This window comes from Streptomyces sp. NPDC032721, assembly GCF_055579625.1.
Genome location: NZ_JBVIMX010000040.1, coordinates 14,259 through 36,753 on the forward strand (window position 1 = coordinate 14,259; position 22,495 = coordinate 36,753).

Consider the following 22,495-nt stretch of genomic DNA (forward strand, 5'->3'; position numbering starts at 1 on the left):
CGGAGTACCGGAACCGGTGGCCGCCCGGGGCGGAGAACCGGAACCGGTGGCCGTCCGGGGCGTTACGGAGTGGCCGTCGTTGCGGCTTCGCGGCGGCTTGTGGACAGGGTCAGGGCGTGTTCGACGACCGCGATCAGCACCTCCTTGACGGACTCGCGGTCGCGGGCGTCGCACAGCATGACCGGGACGTCCGGGTCGAGGTCCAGGGCGGCGCTGATCGTCTCGGCCGGGTGCTGCTCCGCGCCGTCGAAGCAGTTGACCGCGACGGTGAAGGGGATGCCCCGGCGCTCGAAGTAGTCGACGGCCGCGAAGCAGTCCTCCAGCCTGCGGGTGTCGGCGAGGACGACGGCGCCGAGCGCGCCCTGCGCCAGCTCGTCCCACAGGAACCAGAAGCGGTCCTGTCCCGGTGTGCCGAAGAGGTAGAGGACGAGGTCCTCGCGCAGGGTGATGCGGCCGAAGTCCATGGCGACGGTGGTGGTCGTCTTGGCCTCGACCCCCTGGGTGTCGTCGACCGGCCGGCCCGCCTCGCTGAGGGTTTCCTCGGTGCGCAGCGGTCTGATCTCGCTGACCGCGCCGACCAGGGTGGTCTTGCCCACCCCGAATCCGCCGGCGACCAGAATCTTCAGCGTCACCGGCTCCACGGGCCGCTTCTTGCGGCTGGAACGCCCGAAGACCATCGTTCAGTTCTCCCGATCTCGCTGCGCGGAAGGATGTGTTCCGCGCCGTGTGTCAGAGGGCTGCTTCAGAGTGGGCTGCTTCAGAGGGCTCTGAGGCCGTCGATCACTTCGCGCAGCAGGCTCTCGTCCGGCAGCTCCGCGGGCTCCACCGGCCGGGTGACGTGGACCAGTTGGTCCTCGACCAGGTCGCCGACCAGGACCCGGACGACGCCGACCGGCAGATCTAGGGTCGCGGCCAGTTCCGCGATGGACTGCGGGCTCTCGTTGCACAGTTCCACGATCTCGACGTGCTCGGGGGCGAGCGTCTGGTCCCGGTCGGGTTCGTCCGCCGCGGGTTCCGGGATGACGATGGCGATCAGGTCGAGCCGGTGCCGGGTCGCACTGCTCGTACGACCTCGGGTCATCGCGTACGGGCGGACGACGGGGCCCGCGTCGTCGTCGAACCAGTGGTGCGAGGGCTGCGGCCGTGCGGCGGCGTCCGGGCGGGGTCCGGGTTCCACCCGTGGCCACGCCCTTCTGCGGGGGTTCGTGCCGGCGGCGGTGTCCCCGCCCGGTTCCCTGCCCGTCTCCCTGCCTGCGTCGTTCATCCCGGCTCCGCTCACCCGCCGGTGGGCAGACCGGACCGTGGTGCCGTCCTGAGGTGGGCACCGACGCGCTTGACCATCAGCGTCATCTCGTACGCGACCTGGCCGACGTCGGAGTCCGCGTCGGAGAGGACGGCGAGGCAGCTGCCGTCGCCCGCGGCGGTGACGAAGAGGAACGCGTCGTCCAGCTCGACGACGGTCTGGCGGACCCTGCCCGCCTCGAAGTGGCGGCCGACGCCCTTGGCCAGGCTGTGGAAGCCGGAGGCGACGGCGGCGAGGTGCTCGCCGTCCTCCCGGGTGAGGCTCTGCGAGGCGCCGGTGGGCAGTCCGTCGCTGGAGAGCACCAGCGCCTTGCGGATGCTGCCGACGCGCTGGACCAACTCGTCGAGGAGCCAGTTGAGTTCGCCGGACCCCCGGCCCGAGGCATTGTGTGCTGCGGCGTTCGGTGCGGTCATCGCCCGTCTCCCTCTGCTGTCGTTCCTGATGCTGTCTCGCCCGTTCCGGTGTCGTTCCCTGTGCGTGGCCCGGTGGCGTCGGCAGCGGATTCGGCGGTGGTGGCGGTCGTTTCGTCCTCGTTGTGGCGTCGGCCGCGCTGCCAGCCCCGCTGGAGCGAGGCCATCCGGCTGCGTACCTCTTCGGCGTCGCGCTCGGGTTCCTCGACGGGGGCGGGGCGGTGGTTCTCGGCGGTGCGGGAGGCTTCCGCTTCCTTCTTCAGCTGCGGGGCGAGGCTGGCCTGGCGCACGCGGCGGGGCAGGCCGCCGAGGGTGGGGGCGCCGTCTGCGGGGGTTCCGCTTGTGGGGGCGCCGCCCGCAGGAGCTCCGCCTGCCGGGGTTCCGCCTGCCGGGGCGGGGGCGGTTGCCGGGCGCCTCGGCCCGGCGGTGCCGCGAGGCGCGGGGGGTGGGTCCTGTCCGACGCGGCGGCCGTGGTCGGCGACCAGGGCCGGCTTGCGGCGCGGCAGCGGCACGGGACCGCCGGGCCTGGCCCTGTCGGCGCCGTCCCGGGTGAGGTCGGGGGCCTGCTGGTGCTGTACGCGGGAGGCGTCGGTGATGCGGCCCCTGGCGGCGGGCCGGCCGCCGTTCCCGCGCGACCTCTCGGGTCCGCCGTTGCCGCGCGGCTTCTCCAGGCCCCGGGCGCGGAAGATCCCGCCGCGCTCGCTCTCGGTGTCCTCCAGGTCCCCGTACGGGGTGCCGGTGGCGGTTCCGAGTGCGGGTGCGGGTTCCAGGCCGAGGGTGCCCAGCGGCGGTTCCAGCTCGACGGGGCCGTCCAGTACGGACTGTCCCGGCCGGCCGGGGTGCGTACGGCCGAGGGCGGCCAGGCCGGGGCGGCCGCCGGGTCCTGCCGGTGCGGGGTCGCCCGGGCGGCCCCTGCCGTGCTCGCGGTCGCCCTCGTGGTCGGCGCGGAAGCCGTTGCCGTCGGTGTCCGGTGCCTCGGTGAGGAGGGTGGCGGGGATGAAGACGACCGCGGTGGTGCCGCCGTACGGGGACTGCTGGAGGGAGACCCGTACGTTCTGCCGCTGGGCGAGCCGGCTGACCACGAAGAGGCCGAGCCGGTCGGTGTCGGAGAGCTCGAACTCGGGGGTCTCGGCGAGCCGGAGGTTGGCATCGAGGAGGATGTCGGCGGCCATGCCGAGGCCGCGGTCGTGGATCTCCAGGGTGAAGCCGTTGGCGACGCGCTCGCCGAGCACCTGCACCGCGGTGTGCGGGGGCGAGAACACCGTGGCGTTCTCCAGGAGTTCGGCGATCAGGTGGGTGAGGTCGGCGACGGCGGGGCCGCCCACGCCGATCCTGGGCAGCCTGCGTACCTCGATGCGCTCGTAGTCCTCGACCTCGGCGACGGCGGCCCGTACGACGTCCATCAGCTGGACGGGCTTGCGCCACTGCCGGGAGGGGGCCGCGCCGGAGAGGATCACCAGGCCCTCGGCGTGCCGGCGCATGCGGGTGGTGAGGTGGTCGAGGCGGAAGAGGTCGGCGAGTTCGTCGGTGTCCTCGGTGCGGCGCTCCATGGTGTCCAGGAGCGTCAGCTGGCGGTGCAGCAGCACCTGGTTGCGGCGGGCCAGGTTGACGAAGACCTCGGAGACGCCGCGCCGCATGTCCGCCTGGCGTACGGCGGATTCGACGGCGGCCCGCTGGAGGGTGTTGAGGGCCTGGCCGACCTGGCCCAGTTCGTCCTTCTCGTACTCCAGTCGCGGGGCCTCGGTCTCCACGTCGACGGATTCGCCCGCGGCGAGCCTGCGCATGACGGCGGGCAGCCGTACGCCGGAGGCCTCGTGCGCCTCCTTGCGCAGCCGCTTGAGGTCTCGGACGAGTTCGCGGCCGATCCGTACGGACACCACGACGGAGACGATCAGTGCGAGGAAGCCGAGGACGCCGGCCGCGCCCGCCTTGAGGAGGACGTTGAAGGCGACCGGCTCGACGCGGGTCTGGTAGTCGTAGCTGGCCTCGTCGCCCCGGGTGGCGAGGAGTTCGAGGACCGGGGGTGCGGCGGCCTGCCAGGCCTTGACGGACACGGCGCTGGGGTTGCGGGTCGGGCCCTGCTTGAGGAGCGCTTCCTCGGCGTTGCGCAGTGCGGAGGTGTCGGGGCCCTTCAGGACCTGCTCGTAGCGCTGCCGCTCGGAGGCGGGCAGTTGCTCCAGGCTGGTGTCGTACAGCGTCTGACGGCTGGCCCGCAGGCCGGTGAGCTGGATCAGCTCGGCCGAGGTGATCTGCCGCAGGACGAGTGCGGAGGCGACCAACGCGTCCTCGCGGGAGAGGAGTTCGCGGGCGCGGGTGGTGCCGACGAGGGCGCGGCCCTGCTTGTCCATCTCGACGTCGCGCAGGACGTGGAGGTTGGCGAGGAAGGTGTGGCAGGGGTCGACGAGGTTGTTGTAGAGCGTGAGGGCCTGGGCGCGGGTGATCGTGTTGTTCTCGACCTCGCTGCGCAGGGCGGAGATGCCGTCGAACCCTTCGAGGAGAGAGGCGAGGCGCTCGGCGGCCTGCGGGGTCAACTCGTCGGCGACGTCCGGGTCCTGGGAGTTCTTCCGGATGGTCGCGACGGCCGTGTCGGTGGCGATGCGCTGGCGGCGGAGCTCGGGCAGAGCCTCGGAGTTCCGTTTGTCCGCGAGGTAGACGAGGGTCTGACGGCGCTCCTGCTGGACCACCTGGACGACGTCCTCGACCGGTGAGCCGATCTTCTCCACTACATAGGCGATGTCCAGCAGCTCGCTCGCCTCGCGGCCGGTGAGTACGGTCGCGAATCCCCACAGCGCGGTGAGGGAGACGAGCGGCACCAGCAGCAACGCCACGATCTTCCGGCGGATGGACTTCCCGCGAAAGCGCATGGCCTCCCCCAGCTCAACCCCGCGCGGCGGGGGTGGTGTTCCGTCGATCTGATCCGTCGGTCGTTCCGTTGTGCCGTCAACGCGGTCCGTCAACAAACGGCGTGAGCCTACTACTGACCCAGAGGCAACTCGAAGGCACGTCCGGTCTGTTTTCAGCCGCCCCGCCAGGCGCTGATCATGACTTGTCCCGGAATCAAGGGAGTTGGCAACCACGCCTGTGGCACAGGACACCCGGGCGTACGCCATTTTGCGCACCCTCGGGGATGGCTTGATCTCTTCGCTCGGTGTCCGACCGGGTCCCTGGCACGGGAATCATTCGTGCTGCTTGTTCGTCCTTTTGTACGGGGAGACGAATGGGGTGCCCGGCGGCTGCGTAAAGCGGCACAAGACGGGCAGGGAGAGCTGAAGGCGCTTATTCCGGGCCTTGGTTGAGCTGTGGGGAGTGGGGTCATGAAGACGGAGGAGCTTCCGGAGGAACCGGAGGCGAGGGTGCCCCGGCAGCTGTGGGTCGAGGAGCCCGCGCTGCGCTGGCGGCTGCCGGATCCGGTACGGACGTCCGCCGTGCGGGCGGTGGTCATAGTGTCGCTGACCCTGATCCAGGCGATGACGGCGTACCTGTTCAGCCTGACCGGGTCCTGGCTGGCGTTCCCGATGGTGCTCAGCAGTGTGGCGAGTACGGTCGCCTCGACCTGGGGCGTGCTGGACGTGTGGGTCACCCGCCAGGTGTGGAACCAGCGCAACGGCGTGGTGTCCGTCCCGAGCAGTACTGCGCGGCAGCTGCGGCGGGAGCGCAGGACGGCCCGGCGCACGGCGCGCAGGGAAGCGCGAATACGGGAACGGGACAGGGGCCGCACTCCGGGGCAGGACCGCAGGGGGGCACGGCAGCTCTCGGAGGCCTGAGGCCGGGGCCTCAGGCTGGCTGCTGGGACCCTGAGTGCCTGAGGCCGGGGGCCTGAGAACTGCCGCGCGGGGTGCTCGTGTTCGCGAGCGGGTGGTTCACTCGGCCGGAACCGCTTCGGTCCGCTTGAACATCCTGGTCGCGGTGATCTCGCCGTGGATGGTCTCGCCCTCGGTGCTCTGCTGGGGCAGTCCGGGCCGCAGGTGCTCCTCGACGCTGATGTACTTCAGCCCCGCCCTGAGGTCCGCGTCATTGCGCAGCCGGATGACCAGCGGGAACTCGGCGAGCGCCGTGGTGTCGAACAGGCCGGTCGTGTAGAGCAACTGCACACCGAGCGCGTCCGAGACCGCCCGCTGGAGTTCCAGCAGATACGTCGCGTTGGCGCGCCCGATCGGGTTGTCCAGGAAGAGCGTGCCCGCGTGCCGGTGCTTGTCGCGGCCCCGGTCGTTGCTGCGCAGGGCGGCCATCGTGCAGTAGAGGGCGATGGCGGCGGTCAGCAGCTGCCCGCCGGAGAACACGTCTCCCATCTGCCCCACCGGTACCCGCTCGGCGCGGAGCACGGCGTCGGGCTTGAGGATCTCGACGGCGATGCCCTTGGGTTCGAGCGCCGCCTGCACACCGCGCAGCAGCAGCGACATCCCGTCGCGCCGCATGTCCGAGTTCTTCTTGACGGCGGCCCGGGTGGCCTCGTCGACGACCTCGCCGAGCCGCTCGACCAGAGTGGCCTGATCGGGCTCCTCGAAGCGGATGCGCAGGAACTCCTGCCCCGACCACTCCCCCAGTCCTTCGGGCAGCTGGGAAAGCCGCTGCGCGGACCGCAGGGTGGCGAGCGCGGACTCCACGAGTCCGCGCAGCCGGTCGACGATGCTGTCGCGGTTGCGCTCCAGCTGCGCCAGCTCGTCGGTCAGTACGCGCAGCCGGGGTGCGAACGCCGCCGCCCAGGCCGCCGCGTGCTCGGGCAGGGCGGCTGCGGGCAGCTCCCGGATCTGCTGGCGGGCGGGGGTGCGCACCTGCTCGTAGCGGGTGGAGTTGGCGTGCCGGACGAGGACGTCGGCGGCTTCCCGTACCGCGGTCTCGGCCGAGGACAGGTCTGCCGCGCAGCCGCGCAGCGAACGGCGGGCCTCCGCCGCCGAGTTGCGGGCCTCCTCCAGGGTGCCGGGGTAGGGCTCGGGGTCCTCCTGGCCCTCCTCGTCCTGGTGGTGGTCGCGCAGCAGGTCCCGCAGGAGGGCGGCCGTCTCGTCGAAGCCGCCGGCCGCGTCCTCGGCGGCGCGGTGCGCGTGCAGGAGTTCGCCGTGCGCGGCGCGGGCGACGTCCAGCGCACCGGTGCGGGTGGCGAGTTCGCCGGTGGCCATGCGCAGCAGGCTCTGGGCGTGCTCGGCGTCGGCGGGCACCAGGCCGTCGGGCAGCACGGTGTGCGACTCGCCGTCCTCGGGGGCCAGGCGCTCGGCCTCGCCGCGCAGCCGTCCGAGCTGCTCGCTGGCGGTGGACGCCCGGGTTTCCAGGGTCTGTACGAGGGATTCGGCGCGGGCGGCGGCGGCCTGCCGGGAGGGTCCGTCGGCGCCGTCGGTGCCTTCCAGGAGCTGGCCGGCCCGGTTGCGGACCTTGTTGCTGAGCCGGTTGAGCTCGGCGAGTGCGGCGCTCTCGTCGCTCTCGGCGCGGGCCTGTTCGGCGCGCAGGTCGGCGCCGACGCCGACCTTCTCGTACAGCTGGGAGGCGGCGCGGTAGGCCTCGCGCAGGGCGGGCAGTGCCGAGCGCGGGGCGTCCGGGTCGGGCTCGGGAAGCGTCTCGGGGGCGCCCGCGATCTCGGCCCGTTCGGCACGCAGGGTGCGCGAGGTGCGGTGGGCGTCGTCGGCGGTGCGCTGGGCAGTGCGGCGGTCCTCGTCGGCGGCCTTGGCGCGCTCCAGGAGGGTGGCGGCGCGGGCCTCCGACTCGGCTGCCTCGTCGGCGAGTTCGCGCAGTTTGGCCTGCCATCCGGCGCGCTCGCGCAGCCGGTGGGCGAGGCCGGCGAGGACGTCGGCGACGCGGCGGGCGCGCTGCGCGGCCTCCTGGCGTTCGTCGCGTACCCGGGCGGCGTCAGCGGCGGCCTCGTCGGCCTCGGCCCGTACCGTACGGGCCTCGGTGAGGACGGCCTCGGCGGCTTCGGCGGCTTCGCGGGCGGTGGCCGAGGCCGCCGCCAGCTCGGCGAGCATGCCGGGCGGGCAGTCCGCGCGCCAGGCGCCGAGCCGGGCGGCCAGGGTGCGATCGCCGGTGAGACGGGCCGCGAGGGTGCGGATCTCCTCGTCGCGGACGCCCGCCCTGGCCCGCAGCGCCTGCCGTTCCTCGTCGGCGGCGTGCTCGTCGTGCATGGCCGGGTTCGGCGGTACGAGGAAGACCGAGCCCTGTTCCGTCGCTCCGCCGCCGGCTCCCGGGACGGGGGCGAGCAGGGCGGAGGCCGTGCCGACGGCGACGGCGGAGCGGGGCAGCAGGGCGGCGCCCGCGAGGACGTCACGCGCGCGTGCGTGCGAGTCGGGGTCGGTGATGACGACGCCGTCGACCAGTTCGGGGCGGGCGGCGAGCACGGCGGCGTGGTCGGCGGGGTCGACGGCCTGGGCGAGGTAGCGCCAGCCGGGCAGGGCGGGGATGCCGTGCTCGCCGAGGTACTCCACGGTGGCCAGGACGTCGGGGCTGGGCGGCAGCAGTCCGCCGTCGCCGAGGGCGCCGAGGATGCGGGAGTCGTCGGCGGCGGCGGTGCGCAGTTCGAAGAGCTGGCGTTCGGCGGAGGCGATGCCCTGGTCGAGGAGGGCAAGCAGTTCCTCCGCGTTGCGGTCCAGTTCCTCGACGGTGAGGGGGCCATCGGCGGCGGGGCGCAGGGGGCGCGGGGCGGACTCCGTACGCACCGAGCCGTCGCGGCCTGTTCCGTGCTCGTCGGACGCTTCGCCGCTGCGCGGCTGGGGGAAGCCCGGGGCAGCGGCGGCGGCCCCCGGCAGGCTGAGAAGTTCGGCGAGCCGCTCCTCGGCCGCGAGGGACGCGGCGGCGCGGTGCTCCGCCTCGTGCGCGGCGGTGGCCGCCCGCACGGCGTCCGCCGCGCGGGCGGCGGTCAGTTCGGCGCGGGCGTCCTCGGCGGCTGCCTCGCGGGCCCGCTCCGCGGTCGTACGGGCGGCTTCGCGGGCGGTGTCCCAGGCGGCGACCGCGGTCTTCTCGGCGTCGGAGGCGGCCAGTGCGGCGCGGGCCGGGTCGGCGTCGGGGGCGGTGTCGTCGAGCCAGCCCGCCCGTACCGCCTCGGCCGTCTCGGCCTCGACCTCGGTGAGGCGCTGGCGGAGGTGGCCGATCTCGCTGCGGGCGCGCTGTGCCTCGGTGGCGGCGACGGTGGCGTCGCGGTGGGCGGCCTCGCCGGTCTCCTGGAGGGCGGCGGAGCGCTCCTCCTGTTCGGCGGCGACCCGTTCGCCGTCCTCGGCGGCGCTGTGCAGGGCCCGTACGAGATCGACGGCCGCGGTGGCGCGGGCGGCGAGGGCGGGGGCCGCGTCGCGCTCGGCGTCGCGGATGGCGACGGCCACGCGCGCGGAGCGGTCGGCGGCGGCGCGGTGGCGCAGTACCGCTTCGGCGGCCTGCCAGGCGGAGTGCAGGGTGCGGGCGTCGGCGAGCTCGCGGCGCTGGGCGGCGGCGCCCTTCTCGGCGGCGGCGAGGGCCAGTGAGGCGTGCCGGTAGGCGAGTTCGGCGGCGATCAGGGAGCTGTGGCCCCGGGCGGTCTCGGCCTCGGTGACGGTGTGCGCGGCGGCGGCGACCTGCTGGGCGAGTTCCGCCGTCCGGCCGCGTTCCTCGGCGGCGCGGGCGGAGAGTCGGCGGGAGAGGGTGCGGGTGCGGCGCTCGGAGGCGGTGTGGATGTCGCGGGTGCGCGCCCGCGCCTGGGCGGCTTCGACGATGCGGCCCAGGAGGTCGACGGAGCCCGCGGTGAAGTCGCGTTCGGCCATCAGCTCGGCGCGGCGGCCCAGTTTGTTGCCGAAGCCGTGGACCAGGTCGGCGAGGCCGTCGGTGTCGCGGGTGTCGGTGACGGCGCGCAGCAGCAGGTCGGTGAAGTCGGAGTCCTTCTTGACCGCGAAGAGGCCCGCGGCCTCGCCCTCGTCCGCGTTCATCTCGCGCTGGTAGCGGAAGAGTTCGGGGTCGAGGCCGAGCTCGGTGAGGTGCTCGTTCCAGCGGTCGTGGATCTCCTCGAAGTGGACGTCGAGGTGCGGGTAGGCCTTGGCGGCCTCGGTGATCGCGTCCCGGAAGCCCTTCATGGTGCGGCGGCGGCCCTGGGCGCCGGAGACGCCCTCGGCGTGCCGTCGTACGGCGGTGGACTCGGCGACCGGCAGCGAGTCCAGGCTCAGCCCGGGCCCCGGCCGGAAGGAGTACCAGGCCTCGGCGAACTTGCGCGGGTCGTTGGAGACCTGCCGTCCGCGCCACTCGCTGACCTTGCCGACGACGACGCACTCGCCGGTGAGGGTGTGCTGCCATTCCAGGGCGACGTGCCCGCAGTCGTCGGCGAGCAGGAACTTGCGGAGCACGCCGGAGCTGGCGCCGCCGAGGGTGTTGCGGTGGCCGGGCAGCATGACCGAGAAGATCAGCTTGAGCAGGACGGACTTTCCGCCGCCGTTCTCCAGGAAGAGCACGCCCGCGGGGGCGGGGCGGCGGGGCGGGCCGACCGGTTCGTCCTCGAAGAACTCCGCCTGGGCGGGCGCGGGGTGGGGCACCGGGGCACCGACCCCGCGCAGGTCGAGGACGGTGTCGGCGTAGCGGGCTCCGGCGGGGCCGATGGAGTAGAGGCGGACCCGGGACAACTCGTACATGGCGGCGGACTCTCAGTCGTTTTCAGTCGTCTCGGGGTGTTACGCGTGGAACGGCAGGCCGGCGTCGGCGGCCAGTTCGAGGTCGTCGGTCTCGGACGGCGGCACCAGGGTGGCCGTGCCGTCGGTGACGGGTACGACGCCCAGTTCGAGCAGCTCGGCCATGGCGGCGCTGCCCGCCATGTCGCGCACCTGCAACTGGTAGCGGGCGGTGGTGCGGTAGGCGCCGCCCGCGTCGTCGCCGGTGCGCTGGAGGAAGCCGGATTCGGTGAGGAAGGCGACGGCCTTGCCGACGATTCCGGTGGTGGATCCGGCGAGGCGGCGGGCGTCCTTGGTGGCGCCGGTGGCGCTGCGGCGGGCGTAGATCCGCCAGGCGGACTCCAGGCCGGGGGCCTCGGTGGCGGGGTCGGTGTTCTCCCCGGCCTCCTCGGCGCGCTCCTCCAGGCGGCGGCAGGCCTGCCGTACGAACGCGTCCACGCCGTTGACCGTGAGCCGTCCCACGTACCCGTCGTCGGCGAGGTCCTCGGGGCGCGGGAAGGCCATGGCGGCCACGGCGAGGTGGGCCAGGCCGTGCAGGAAACGGTCGGCGGACTCGGCGGAGGCACGGCGCGCGTAGTCGCCCATGCGGACGGCGAAGACGGAGTCCTCACCGGCCGAGACGGCCATCCCCGCGCGCGTGGACACCTCCAGGACGACCAGGCCGAGGCCGGTGGCGACCGCGTCGGCGAGCCGGGCGAAGGGAGCCTCCTCGCGGTAGCGGCGCAGCAGTTCGGCGTATTCGGCGTCGCGGGCGGGGAGCAGTTTGGGCTGGAGGCCGAAGGAGACCAGGCGCGCGGCGTCGGCCGCGTCGGCGGGGGTCACCGCGACGGGGACCGCGGGCGCGTCGACGGCGTCGCCGGTCCACGCGGTGTGCTCTGCGTGGGTCTCGCTCACGGCTGCTGCTCCTCGGCTTCGGTGGGGGTCTCGGGAGTGACGGGGTGGTGTGTGCGGGGGTGTCTCATGAGGCCTCCGCCCGGTCGGACGCCATGCCGGCCGCGTCGAGCAGGGCGGTGCCGACGATCAGGTCCGCCCCGCCGAACTCGGGGTCGTCGAGCTGAGTGCCGTCGTCGACGGCGAACAGCAGCCGCTCCTCGCCCTGCCGGTACGCCGTCCCGACGGGCGGGCTGGCGGCGTGCACGGCCAGCAGGGCCACCAGGTACGGGAGTTCGCCGTCGCGGCGGCGGGCGTCGGCGAGCAGTCCGGAGAGGCGGCGGGGCGCGTCGTGCGGCAGGTCGAGGATCTCCAGGGCGTCGGCGAGCTGCTCCTCGCTGAACCGGCTGTCGTCGGGGGTGGCGATCAGGTCGGGTTCGGGCATCTCGACGCCGAGGTGCTCGCGCTCGGCGGGCGGGCTGAGCAGTATGTCGACCAGGTCGCCGACGCGTACGGAGGTGGGGGTGCGCAGTCCCGCGCCGTGCGCGAAGAAGGCGTCGGTGACGCGGATCGCCTGTTCCAGGGGCAGCGGCAGTACCGGTGCCACGAGCTGTCCGTAGAGGTCGAGTCCGGAGTGCGCGGAGGCCGGTGCGAAGGCCTGCCGGTCCTGCTCGGCGCGGAACAGCGGTCCCGCCTCCAGGAGGCGGGACTGGAGCTGGGTGTGGCGGCGGATGCAGTCCTTGACGATGTCGACGAGTTCGGCGGCGCGGCGCTTGTGCTCGGGCTCCTCGGACTCGTCGCGGGCCTTGCGGATGTTGGTGAGGATCGCGTTCTCGTGCCGGTAGCGGTCGGCTACGTGGTCGAGGGCCTCGGCGATCATGTCGGGTACGGCGTTGAGCCAGTCGACCGCGCGGACGTTGCGCCGGGTGGCCTCCAGGGTGCGGCGCAGGGTCTCGGCGTACTGGACGGTGCGGTAGCGGGCCTGTTCGGCGGCGAGCTGGGCGTCGGCGAGGCGGCCCCGGTTGATCAGGACCTCCAGCTTGACCTCGGCGGCGATCTGGGCGCTGGTGACGTCGGTGTCGAGGGCGCCGACCAGGACGTTGACGGCTTCGTCGGTGGTGCGCAGGAACACCCCGCCGCCGTATCCGGCGACCTCTTCGACGAGCTTGAAGTCGTAGTCGCGGCGGGTGTAGATGCCGTCGGTGCCGAACGTTCCGTAGACGGCGCGGAAGCCGCGGTCGACGCTGCCGACGTTGACCAGGTTCTCCAGCACCCAGCGGGCGACGCGCTCGTGCTCGGCGGCCGGGCGGCGGGGGGCCTGGGCGGCGATCCTCGGCAGCAGCCTGGCGACGATCTGGTCGTGGTCGGCGCCGGTGTCGAAGTCCATGTTGAGCGTGATCAGGTCGATCGCGGAGAGGGCGACCTCGGCCATCGCGTAGACCGTGTACTCACCGGCGAGGTTCGCCTTGCGCACGTCGAGGTCGTGCAGCGGCGCGGTGCAGGCGAGCGCACGAAGGCGCCGCGCGAGCCCTTCGTCGGCGGCCGGGCCCTGGGCGGGCCGCGGCCCCGCGCTGAGCTGGGGCGGAACCAATTCCGTCGAGGCAGGCGAAGTCACGTGGCACAGATTAGGTCCTCGCACTGACAACGGTCGAAACGGCCCAGATGGGAACGCTTGCCGCAGGGGTGGAGCGGGGTGCGCCAAGGCGCTGGGCGCGGCGGCAAGTCCGGCCCGGGCAGCGGGCGGAGGCTGCGGGCGGGGTGACCCGGATCGCTCCGGAACACCCCGCCCCGCTCTTGCCCGTTCGGCTCTTGCCCGCCCCGCTCGTGCGCCCGTTCGCCGTCGTACCGCTCAAACGGCGGTGGCGTCCGGACCGAACCTGCTCCGTACGGCGGTCTGCACCTCGGCCTCCTCGGCCGGGTCGGCGGCCAGCCGCCGGAGCCGGTCGGCCACCCGCGCGTCGCCGGTCTCGGCGTGCCGTGCGGCGACTTCCCGCGTCGTCTCCTCGCAGTCCCAGAGGCACTCGACGGCGAAGCCGGAGGCGAAGGACGGATCGGTGGCGGCCAGGGCGCCCGCTGCGCGCTGCCGCAGGTGGGAGGAGGCGGTCTCGCGGTAGATGTGGCGCAGCACGGGGGCCGCGGCGGCGATGCCGAGCCGGCCGGCGCCGTCCACGAGGGTCCACACCCGGGGGGTGTCGGGGCCGTCGGCACGGACGGCTTCGCGCAGTGCGCCGAGGACCAGTGGGGCGTCCGCCGCCCCGCCCCGGCAGGCCAGTACGCCCGCCGCCGAGGCGCCCAGGGCGTCCGGCCGGTGGACCCAGCCCCTGGCCCGGTCGACGGCCTCGGGTCCGCACATCCGCTCGAAGGCGGCGACGGCGGCCTCGGCCACGGTGGACGAGGGGCTCTGCGCGGCGTCCTCGATCAGATCGAGCACGGCTGGGTCACGGGACTCCGCCAGGTAGTGCAGTGCCGTGCAACGGGCTCCGTCCACCCCGCTCCGTGCCACGCCGAGGATCGTCGGGCGGTCCTCGGGACCCGCGACCGCCGACAGGCAGCGGGCGGCCGGCACATGCAGTACGGACCCGCGCTCCAGGCCCTGTTGGGCCCACTCGAAGACGGCTTCGACGCTCCACTCGGGGCGCGGCCCCGAGGTGCGCATCTGGCGCTGCCAGCGGTCGAAGGACCCCTGTTCGCGCGCCGCCCGCACCCGGCCGCCGACGGCGGCCCGGGGATCCTCGGCCCACAGCCGCCAGGGCCTGGGCTCATAGGCGTCGCGCACGGCGGCGGCCAGCTCCGCGTCCCCCTCGGGGGTCGCGTCGAACCGGGCGAGCACGGGGCCCGCCAGCGAGCGCAGCCCGCTGTCGTCGTCGCGCAGGGCGAGTTCGTCGAGCGCCCAGGCCCAGTTGGCGCCGGTCTTCGCGTACGAGCGCAGCAGCACGAGGGCGTCGTCCCTGCCGTACGAGGCGAGGTGCCCGAGGACCGCGAGCGCGAGCCCGGTCCGGTTCTCGTCGGTGTCCAGGACGTCCTCGGCGTCGAAGAGGTGCCGCTCGATCTCTTCGAGACCGCCGTCGAGGTCCAGGTAGAGGCGTGCGTAGTAGAGCGATCGGTTCTCGACCTGCCAGTCGTGGCGGGGGTCGTTCGTCACGCAGTGGTGCAGGGCCGCGAGGGCTTCCGGGCGGGGTGCGGCGAGCGCGTGCAGCGTGCCGTCACCCCGGCCCCTCTGCAGGAGGCCGAGCAAGGTGCCGCTCGGCGCTATGACTGGATCAAACATGGAAAAAGCCTCACATCAAGCTGTCGACGCAACCGGGAATCATGCCGTGCCTACGCCGCGCGACAACATGCTGGGCCGCCCGTCACAGTCTCTTGCTTGGTGTAGACCATCTTCCTCTGCCTCTCGTCGGTGGCCCGGAGTGGGCCCGTTCCACATTTCCGTAATGCGGCGACTCATGCCCGCACCTGGTGTTTGTGAATCCGTCGTCATGATGGCCCAGCCATTTCCGCACCGCGACCACATTTACGACGCCCCCCGGACTCCCCACCCAAGAAGCTGTCAGCTGGCGCCGAACAGCTCAAGCAGGTCCTTCTTGTCGAACATCCGCGCTGTGTCCAGCGCGGAAGGCGTCCCGGCCGCCGGATCGGCGCCGCCGGCGACCAGCACCCGGACCACCTCGTCCTCACCCTTGAAGACCGCACCGGCGAGCGGGGTCTGGCCCCGGTCATTGGCCCGGTTCGCGTCCGCGCCGCGCGCCAGCAGTGCTTCGACCGCGCGCGCGTGGCCGTGGTACGCGGCGAGCATCACCAGGGTCTGCCCGTGGTCGTTGGTGAGGTCCGGCGAGACACCCGCGTCGACGTACGCGGCAAGGGACTCCGCCTCGCCCTGACGGGCGAGGTCGAAAATCTTGGTCGCCAGTTCGACGACCTCGGGGTCCGGAGCTTCGCTCATCGCGGACAGCCTGCCTTTCACATGCCTTGACCAGGGGCGCACGGCGGGAGAGCCGTACGAGTGAATCGTCAGGGTACTGGCCCGCCGGACCACATGACCCGGTCCTCGGGCGGCAAAGATCACCGCGAGCGGATCCAGCTCTGCCAGTCCAGTGAAAAATACGAAATTTAACCCGACTGCACGATTTGCGGCATGGATACTTTCTGTGAGCCTGGAAGGACTCATGGTGACTGTCCCCCTCAACCAGGAGAACTCTCATGATCCTGTCCATCTCCGGTGTCGTGCTGCTCGGCATCATCGTCTTCCTGTTCTTCCGGAAGGACGGACTGAAGGCGTCCCACGCCCTGGTCTGCGCACTCTTCGGCTTCTACCTCGCAGGCACCGCCATCGCCCCGAGCATCAAGGCCGGAGGAGCGAGCCTCGCCAGCCTTTTGGGCGGGATCAAGTTCTGACCCCACCTCCACCCACCCCCACCTCAGGAGTCCGACGTGGCCCGGCGTCCCCTCCCCCGCATTCTGAGCAGCGGCAGTGCCTCGGTGGCCCGCAGCCGCGAGCTGGCGCGCACTGCGGCCGACAGCGCCACGGACGTGCTCCATCCCCTGATCACGATCAGTCGCGGCCTGCGCAAGCTGGCCGCGGCCGGTCGTGCCAGATGGGCGGCCACCCCGAAGGAGAAGCGCGGTCCCGCGCTGTTCCTGGTGGGCTCGGTCGTCCTGGTGGTCGCGCTCATCCCGTACGGGCCGCTGCTCGCCCTGATCACGGTGATGGCCGCGGCCGCCTGGAAGGGGCATGAGCGCGCCCCCGTACAGACCGGCCCGGCCCCCGCCGAGACGGAGCGGCTCCAGTCGCTCTACGAGGCGCTGGTGCCCTACTTCTCGGTCCCCGAGGACCCCGACCCGCTCTTCGCGCACGGCGGCGAGTGGGACAAGGCCTTCAGCGAGTACGAATTCGACGACACCGGCCGCCCCTCCCGGCTGCTGATCCGCTATCCCGCGTACTTCACCGACGGCGAGGCCGCGTCCAGGGCCCGCATCGAACAGCTTCTGCACGCCAAGTCGGGGCGTGGCCGCGAGTACCGCTTCGACTGGGACGAGGAGGGCAACCAGCTCGTCATGACGGTGCTGGACGCCCTGCCGACGACGATCGCCGCCCAGCGCTTCGTCACCGCTCCCGGCGAGACCGTCCTCGGCTTCACCGACGCCGACGCGGTGCCCCGCACGGTGCCGGTCCAGGGGGGCGACGGGGAGTTCGACGCCACCCCGGTGATCTGGCGCACGGGGCCGCGTTCCACCGAGCCCCACCTGCTGGTCGTCGGCCAGCCGGGCAGTGGCACCACCAGCCTGCTGCGGTCCATCGCGCTCCAGGCGCTGGAGGACGGCGACGTCCTGATCGCGGAGGGCAGCGGCACCGGCGAGTACGCCTGTCTCACCGGCCGCAGCGGTGTGCTGGCCGTCGAGTGCGGTCTGTCCGGCGCGCTGGCGAGCCTGGAGTGGGCGTCGGCCGAGACCGAGCGGCGGCTGATCTCCGCCAACCGGGCCCGGCAGGCGGGCAGTCCCGCCCCCGAGGACACCCGACGACCGCTGTGGATCCTGCTCGACCGGCCCAGCGTCTTCGGGCACCTGGCGGCGGCCGACGGCCGCACCGACCCGCAGCAACTGCTCCAGGTGCCGCTGCGGCACGGCAGGGCCGCCAATGTGACGGTGGTGGTGGCCGAGCAGTTCGACTCCGTGGACACCGTCAGCGAATCGGTACGCGCGCACACGCGTGCGCGTGCCGTGCTCGGCCCCGCCTCCCCCGAGGAGGTGGCGGAGATCCTGGGAGTGCCGCCGCACACCACCCCGACGCCCGACGTCCCGCCGGGGCGGGGTTACGCCCGGCTCGGCACGGGTCCGGTGATGCGGGTCCAGGTGCCGGTCACGCCCGACCCGTACGACGACGCCACGAGCGACGCGCACCGGCAGGCCGTACTGGACCTGCTGCCGGAGCGGTCCGTGCCCGTGGAGGACCGGGACCCGACCCAGGAGATCCAGGCGCCGGTTCCCGCCGAGGGCTGAGTACGTACGCCGAGGGCTGAGTACATACGCCGAAGAGCCCGCGTCCGCACCGGGACGCGGGCTCTTGGGCTGTGGCTGTGGCTGCGGCTACGCCACCGAGCTGCGCGGCGACTCCGTGCCCGAGCTCGCGCCCGATTCGACGAGCCGTGCCGCCGCGGCCAGCCGTACCGCCGCCTCCTCCGCCACCGGGCCGCTCACCGTGAACGGCAGTCGCACATAGCCCTCGAAGGCCCCGTCCACCCCGAAGCGGGGCCCGGACGGCACCCGTACGCCGACCCGCTCCCCCACCGCGGCGATCCGTGATCCCGAAAGGCCCCCGGTGCGCACCCACAGGGTCAGCCCGCCGGCCGGTACGTCGAACTGCCAGTCCGGCAGCTCCCTGCGGACCGCCGCGACCAGGGCGTCCCGGTTCTCCCTGGCCTGGGCGCGCCGGACCGCCACCGCCTGCTCCCAGCCGCCGGTGCTCATCAGCCAGTTGATGGCGAGCTGCTCCAGTACGGGCGTGCCGAGGTCGGCGTACGCGCGTGCCGAGACCAGGCTGCGGATGACCTCGGGGGCCGCCCGCACCCAGCCGATGCGCATGCCGGCCCAGAACGCCTTGCTGGCCGAGCCGACGGTCAGGACGGTGCTGCCCGCCGGGTCGAAGGAGCAGACCGGACGCGGCATCCCGTCGGCGTCGTCGTCCAGGTGGAGTTCGGTCATCGTCTCGTCGGCGACCAGGACGGTGCCCGCCGAGCGGGCCGCCTCGACCAGGGCCCGGCGCTGGTCCTCGTCGGCCAGGGCGCCGGTGGGGTTGTGGAAGTCGGCGACGACGTACGCGAGCCGGGGGGCCGCGTCCCGCAGCACCTGCCGCCAGCGCGGCAGGTCCCAGCCGGTCAGGCCCTCCGCCATCGCGACGGGCACCAGCCTGGCCCCCGCCTCGCGCATCAGCTGGAGGATGTTGGCGTAGCTGGGCGACTCGACGGCGATCCGCTCGCCGCGTCCGGCGAACAGGTGGCAGATGGCGTCCATGGCGCCCATCGCGCCGGTGGTGACCATGATCTGTTCGGGCATGGTCGGGATGCCCTTGGCGGTGTACCGGTCGGCGAGCATCTGCCGCAGGGCGGGCAGTCCGGCCGGGTAGTCGCCGTGGGTGTGGGCGTAGGGCGGCAGCTCCTCCAGGGCGCCCTGGACGGCCCGGGTGAGCCAGGGCTCGGGCGCGGGGAGGGAGGCGGTGCCGAGGTCGATGACGCTGCCCAGGGACTCCGGCGGCATGGGTTCGAGGCCGCGCGCGGGCAGCGGGTTTCCGGCCGGTACCGCCGTCCAGCTGCCCGCGCCCCTGCGGGACTCCAGGAAGCCCTCGGCCCGCAGCGCCTCGTAGGCGGCGGCGACGGTGGTGCGGCTGACCGCGAGGGCCACCGCGAGTTCACGTTCGGCGGGCAGCCGGGCCGCGACCGGCACCCGGCCCTCCAGCACGAGCAGCCGCACTCCGTCGGCGAGCGCCCGGTAGGCGGGCGGCTTGCGGGCACCGGGGCCGGCCGGCCGCGACTGCTGGGAGGCGAGCTGGCGGGCGAGCTGGGTCGCCCCCACAGCCGAAGTCCACTGCGCCATGAAATCAGTCCACCTTCCCCGGATTGGCCATGGTTGGCTCGTCCTTACGGGCCACAGAGTGTCATGCGTCGGTCCACCAGCACTACCCGAGGAGCACTCCATGTCCGGTTCACCCGCAGAACTCTTCCGACGGCTGTCCCAGCTGTACGTGGGACTGGCGCTGTACGGAGCGAGTGCGGCGGTGCTGGTCCAGGCAGGGCTCGGCCTCTCGCCGTGGAGCGTGCTGGACCAGGGGGTCGCCAAGCACACCGGACTGAGCATCGGGGTGGTGTCGATCATCATCGGGGCGGCCGTGCTGCTGGTCTGGATACCGATCCGGCAGCGCCCCGGCCTGGGCACCGTCTCCAACGTGTTCGTCGTCGGCCTCGCGATGGACGCCACCTTGGCCCTCGTACCGGAGATGCACTCGCTGCCCGCCAGGATCGGGCTGCTGGCCGGTGGGATCGTGGTCAACGGGCTGGCGACCGGCCTGTACATCGCCGCCCGTTTCGGTCCGGGCCCGCGCGACGGTCTGATGACCGGGCTGCACCGGCTGACCGGACGCTCGATCCGTCTCGTGCGCACCGGCATCGAGATCGCGGTGGTGGCCGCCGGGTTCCTGCTGGGCGGGTCGGTGGGCGTGGGCACGGTGGCGTACGCGCTGGCGATCGGCCCGCTGGCCCAGTTCTTCCTTCGCCTGTTCGCCGCTCCCGCGAAGCAGGACGCACAGCCGATCGCGAAGCCTGAAGCGACGCCGGCCGCGGAGCCGAGCGCCGGTGACGCGCCGGAGCGGGCGATACTGCCCGGGTGAACCGCGCACCTCAGCACAGCTACCTGGACCATCCGGGACCGGTCGTCCCGTTCGCCCACCGCGGCGGGGCGGCCGACGGCCTGGAGAACACCTCGGCCGCCTTCCGGCGCGCCGCCGAGCAGGGCTACCGGTACTTCGAGACCGACGTCCACACCACCGCCGACGGCAGGCTGGTCGCCTTCCACGACCCGACCCTGGACCGGGTCACCGACACCGGCGGCAGGATCGCGGACCTGCCCTGGGACCGGGTGCGCCACGCGCGCGTGGCGGGCACCGAACCCCTCCCGCTGTTCGAGGAACTCCTGGAGGAGTTCCCCGAGGCCCGCTGGAACGTCGACCTCAAGGCGGAGCCCGCCCTGCTCCCCCTGGTCGACCTGGTCCGCCGTACGAACTCCTGGGACCGGATCTGCGTGGGCTCGTTCAACGAGGGCCGGGTCGCCAGGGCCCAGCGCCTCGCCGGACCGCGCCTGGCCACGTCGTACGGCGTCCGGGGCGTGCTGGCGCTGCGGCTGCGCTCGCTGGGCGTTCCCGCCCCGCTGCGGCGGGGGGCGGTCTGCGCCCAGGTGCCGGAGACCCAGAACGGGGTACGCGTGGTGGACCGGCGTTTCGTGACGACGGCGCACGCGCTGGGCCTGCGGGTCCACGTGTGGACGATCAACGACGCGGACCGGATGAGGGCCCTTGTCGATCTCGGTGTGGATGGCATCATGACGGACCAGATCGCGACGCTGCGGTCGGTGCTGACCGAGCGGGGGGCCTGGGCCTGACCCGTACTCCCTCACCCGTAGTCGCGTCGGTACGGGGACCGGGACGGGGAGCGCGCGTGAAGGCCGATGCAGGGGAGCCGCAGGAAGCCGCGGCGGACCGCGGACGCGAGCAACGCGGCTGGTACTTCTACGACTTCGCGTGCTCCGTGTACTCCACGAGTGTGCTGACCGTCTTCCTCGGCCCCTATCTGACGACGGTCGCCAAGGCCGCCGCCGACCCGGCGGGCTTCGTCCACCCGCTAGGCATCCCGGTGCGGGCGGGCTCCCTGTTCGCGTACGCGGTGTCCCTCTCGGTGATCCTCGCGGTGCTGGTGATGCCCGTGGTCGGCGCGATCGCCGACCGCACGGGACGCAAGAAGCCGCTGCTCGCCGCCGCCGCGTACCTGGGGGCGACCGCCACCGCGGGCATGTTCTTCCTGGACGGCGACCGCTATCTGCTGGGCGCGCTGCTGCTGATCCTCGCCAACGCGTCCCTGTCCGTCTCCATGGCGCTCTACAACGCCTACCTGCCGCAGATCGCCACCCCCGACGAGCGCGACCGGGTGTCCTCCCGGGGCTGGGCCTTCGGCTACGCCTCGGGCGCCCTGGTCCTGGTGCTCAATCTGGTGCTCTACACCGGCCACGACTCCTTCGGCGTGAGCGAGTCCGAGGCGGTACGGATCTGTCTGGCGTCGGCCGGGGTGTGGTGGGGCGCCTTCGCCCTGATCCCGCTGCGCCGGCTGCGGGACCGCAAGGTGGCCACCGACGGCACCCGGCTGACCATGGGCCAGGGCTGGCGGCAGCTGGTCGCCACCCTCAAGGACATGCGCAGGCACCCGCTGACGCTGTCGTTCCTGCTGGCCTATCTGGTCTACAACGACGGCGTCCAGACGGTGATCTCCCAGGCGTCGGTATACGGCTCCGAGGAACTGGGCCTCGACCAGACGACCCTGATCACGGCCATCCTCCTCGTCCAGGTCCTGGCGATCTTCGGGGCACTCGGCATGGGGCGTCTGGCCCAGCGGTACGGCGCCAAGCGGACCATTCTCGGTTCGCTCGTCGCCTGGACGCTGACGATCGGCGTGGGGTATTTCCTCCCTGCCGGGGCACCCGTCTGGTTCTTCGTGCTGGCGGCTGCGATCGGCCTGGTGCTCGGCGGCAGCCAGGCACTGTCCCGCTCGCTGTTCTCGCACCTGGTGCCGCGCGGCAAGGAGGCCGAGTACTTCTCCGCATACGAGATGAGCGACCGGGGCATGAGCTGGCTGGGGCCGCTGGTGTTCGGTCTGGCCTTCCAGCTGACGGGAAGCTACCGGGACGCCATCATCTCCCTGGTGGTCTTCTTCCTCGTGGGGTTCATCCTGCTCGCGCGGGTACCCGTGAGGCGGGCCGTGGCGGCGGCCGGAAACCCCGTACCGGAAAGAATTTAGACCTTGAAGTAAAAGGCCGGTAGTGTACGCCTTTGGCTTACCAGGCGGACCGTTACTGCGTGCTTGCGCAGGAAAAAGAGTGGGTGACATCTGATGTCAGATGTGACAAAGCGGTCACTGGTGGGTACAACAAGGGGCGGCACGACGGGCGACGCACTGACCCGCAACGGGAATCTTTACCGCCGACCGGACGTTGACCGGATAACGACGACAGCGACAACACCTGTCCTGTGGGCGACAAGCCCGGGAGGCACGATTCATGAGTGAGCGAGCTCTCCGCGGTACGCGGCTCGTGGTTACCAGCTACGAGACGGACCGCGGCATCGATCTGGCCCCGCGCCAGGCGGTGGAGTACGCATGTGAGAAGGGCCATCGCTTTGAGATGCCCTTCTCCGTGGAAGCGGAAATTCCGCCGGAGTGGGAGTGCAAGGTCTGCGGGACCCAGGCACTCCTTGTGGACGGCGATGGGCCGGAGGAGAAGAAGGGCAAGCCCGCGCGTACGCACTGGGACATGCTCATGGAGCGACGCACCCGCGAGGAACTCGAAGAGGTCCTGGCCGAAAGGCTCGCGGTACTGCGTTCTGGCGCCATGAACATCGCTGTGCATCCGCGGGACAGCCGCAAGTCCGCCTGACGCCCTCACCGGCGAAGGGCCACTGGAGAAGTACAGCGCAAGAGCCGCGGGGGGGGGGGGGGAGGGGGGGGGGGGGGGGGGGGGGGGGGGGTGGGGGGGGGGGGGGGGGGGGGGGGGTGGGGAGGGGGGGA

At 72.8% G+C, this 22,495-nt stretch carries 17 protein-coding genes; 7 read left to right on the forward strand and 10 right to left on the reverse strand.

Annotated features, from left to right (window positions below; all coding sequences use genetic code 11):
* Positions 1–62: 62 nt before the first annotated feature.
* The 4 genes from ACZ5PB_RS41935 to ACZ5PB_RS41950 form a co-directional block, all read right to left on the reverse strand.
* Positions 63–677 (reverse strand): GTP-binding protein, encoded by a 615-nt coding sequence (locus ACZ5PB_RS41935; protein ID WP_468698850.1) that lies wholly within the window; start codon positions 675–677, stop codon positions 63–65.
* Positions 678–757: 80 nt separating this feature from the next.
* Positions 758–1,177: a DUF742 domain-containing protein gene (locus tag ACZ5PB_RS41940; protein ID WP_468698852.1), complete on the reverse strand. Its 420-nt coding sequence runs from the start codon at positions 1,175–1,177 to the stop codon at positions 758–760.
* Between the two features lie 98 nt (positions 1,178–1,275).
* Positions 1,276–1,716, reverse strand: coding sequence for a roadblock/LC7 domain-containing protein (locus ACZ5PB_RS41945; protein ID WP_468698854.1), 441 nt, complete (start codon positions 1,714–1,716; stop codon positions 1,276–1,278).
* Positions 1,713–4,577 carry a nitrate- and nitrite sensing domain-containing protein gene (locus tag ACZ5PB_RS41950; RefSeq protein WP_468698855.1) on the reverse strand — a complete coding sequence of 955 codons (2,865 nt, stop codon included), beginning with the start codon at positions 4,575–4,577 and terminating at the stop codon, positions 1,713–1,715. The genes ACZ5PB_RS41945 and ACZ5PB_RS41950 overlap by 4 nt, the downstream gene beginning before the upstream one ends.
* Positions 4,578–5,027: 450 nt before the next feature.
* Here ACZ5PB_RS41950 and ACZ5PB_RS41955 point away from each other — a divergent pair, with 450 nt between their 5' ends.
* Entirely contained in the window at positions 5,028–5,477 is a 450-nt protein-coding gene (locus ACZ5PB_RS41955; RefSeq protein ID WP_468698857.1) for a hypothetical protein, read from the forward strand.
* A 96-nt stretch (positions 5,478–5,573) separates the two neighbouring features.
* On the opposite strand, the gene ACZ5PB_RS41960 is transcribed toward ACZ5PB_RS41955, so the two are convergent.
* From ACZ5PB_RS41960 to ACZ5PB_RS41980, 5 genes are all read right to left on the reverse strand, one after another.
* Positions 5,574–10,277: a hypothetical protein gene (locus ACZ5PB_RS41960; protein WP_468698858.1), complete on the reverse strand. Its 4,704-nt coding sequence runs from the start codon at positions 10,275–10,277 to the stop codon at positions 5,574–5,576.
* A 39-nt stretch (positions 10,278–10,316) separates the two neighbouring features.
* Positions 10,317–11,207, reverse strand: coding sequence for a hypothetical protein (locus ACZ5PB_RS41965; RefSeq protein ID WP_468698860.1), 891 nt, complete (start codon positions 11,205–11,207; stop codon positions 10,317–10,319).
* Between the two features lie 64 nt (positions 11,208–11,271).
* A complete protein-coding gene (locus ACZ5PB_RS41970) occupies positions 11,272–12,798 on the reverse strand; it encodes a hypothetical protein (protein ID WP_468698862.1) in 1,527 nt (508 codons plus the stop codon).
* 234 nt (positions 12,799–13,032) lie between these two features.
* Positions 13,033–14,451: a HEAT repeat domain-containing protein gene (locus ACZ5PB_RS41975; RefSeq protein ID WP_468698864.1), complete on the reverse strand. Its 1,419-nt coding sequence runs from the start codon at positions 14,449–14,451 to the stop codon at positions 13,033–13,035.
* Positions 14,452–14,730: 279 nt separating this feature from the next.
* Complete coding sequence (locus tag ACZ5PB_RS41980) at positions 14,731–15,123, reverse strand: ankyrin repeat domain-containing protein (protein ID WP_468698866.1); 393 nt, start codon at positions 15,121–15,123, stop codon at positions 14,731–14,733.
* 257 nt (positions 15,124–15,380) lie between these two features.
* Here ACZ5PB_RS41980 and ACZ5PB_RS41985 point away from each other — a divergent pair, with 257 nt between their 5' ends.
* Positions 15,381–15,575 (forward strand): hypothetical protein, encoded by a 195-nt coding sequence (locus tag ACZ5PB_RS41985; RefSeq protein ID WP_018534760.1) that lies wholly within the window; start codon positions 15,381–15,383, stop codon positions 15,573–15,575.
* 36 nt (positions 15,576–15,611) lie between these two features.
* Complete coding sequence (locus ACZ5PB_RS41990) at positions 15,612–17,177, forward strand: hypothetical protein (protein ID WP_468698868.1); 1,566 nt, start codon at positions 15,612–15,614, stop codon at positions 17,175–17,177.
* A gap of 87 nt (positions 17,178–17,264) precedes the next feature.
* Here the strand turns inward: ACZ5PB_RS41990 and ACZ5PB_RS41995 are convergent, their stop codons facing one another.
* A complete protein-coding gene (locus tag ACZ5PB_RS41995) occupies positions 17,265–18,767 on the reverse strand; it encodes an SCO1417 family PLP biosynthesis transcription factor (protein ID WP_468698869.1) in 1,503 nt (500 codons plus the stop codon).
* A 100-nt stretch (positions 18,768–18,867) separates the two neighbouring features.
* Between ACZ5PB_RS41995 and yczE the strand changes: the two genes are divergently transcribed.
* The 4 genes from yczE (at position 18,868) to ACZ5PB_RS42015 (ending at position 22,364) form a co-directional block, all read left to right on the forward strand.
* Positions 18,868–19,557 carry a membrane protein YczE gene (gene yczE, locus ACZ5PB_RS42000; protein ID WP_468698870.1) on the forward strand — a complete coding sequence of 230 codons (690 nt, stop codon included), beginning with the start codon at positions 18,868–18,870 and terminating at the stop codon, positions 19,555–19,557.
* Positions 19,554–20,324: a glycerophosphodiester phosphodiesterase family protein gene (locus ACZ5PB_RS42005; RefSeq protein ID WP_468698871.1), complete on the forward strand. Its 771-nt coding sequence runs from the start codon at positions 19,554–19,556 to the stop codon at positions 20,322–20,324. Before yczE ends, ACZ5PB_RS42005 begins: the two co-directional genes overlap by 4 nt.
* Before the next feature lie 56 nt (positions 20,325–20,380).
* Entirely contained in the window at positions 20,381–21,730 is a 1,350-nt protein-coding gene (locus ACZ5PB_RS42010; RefSeq protein ID WP_468698873.1) for an MFS transporter, read from the forward strand.
* A gap of 259 nt (positions 21,731–21,989) precedes the next feature.
* The gene (locus ACZ5PB_RS42015) at positions 21,990–22,364 is read left to right on the forward strand and encodes an RNA polymerase-binding protein RbpA (RefSeq protein WP_142215978.1); all 375 of its coding nucleotides are present in this window, start codon (positions 21,990–21,992) and stop codon (positions 22,362–22,364) included.
* The last annotated feature ends 131 nt before the right edge of the window (positions 22,365–22,495 follow it).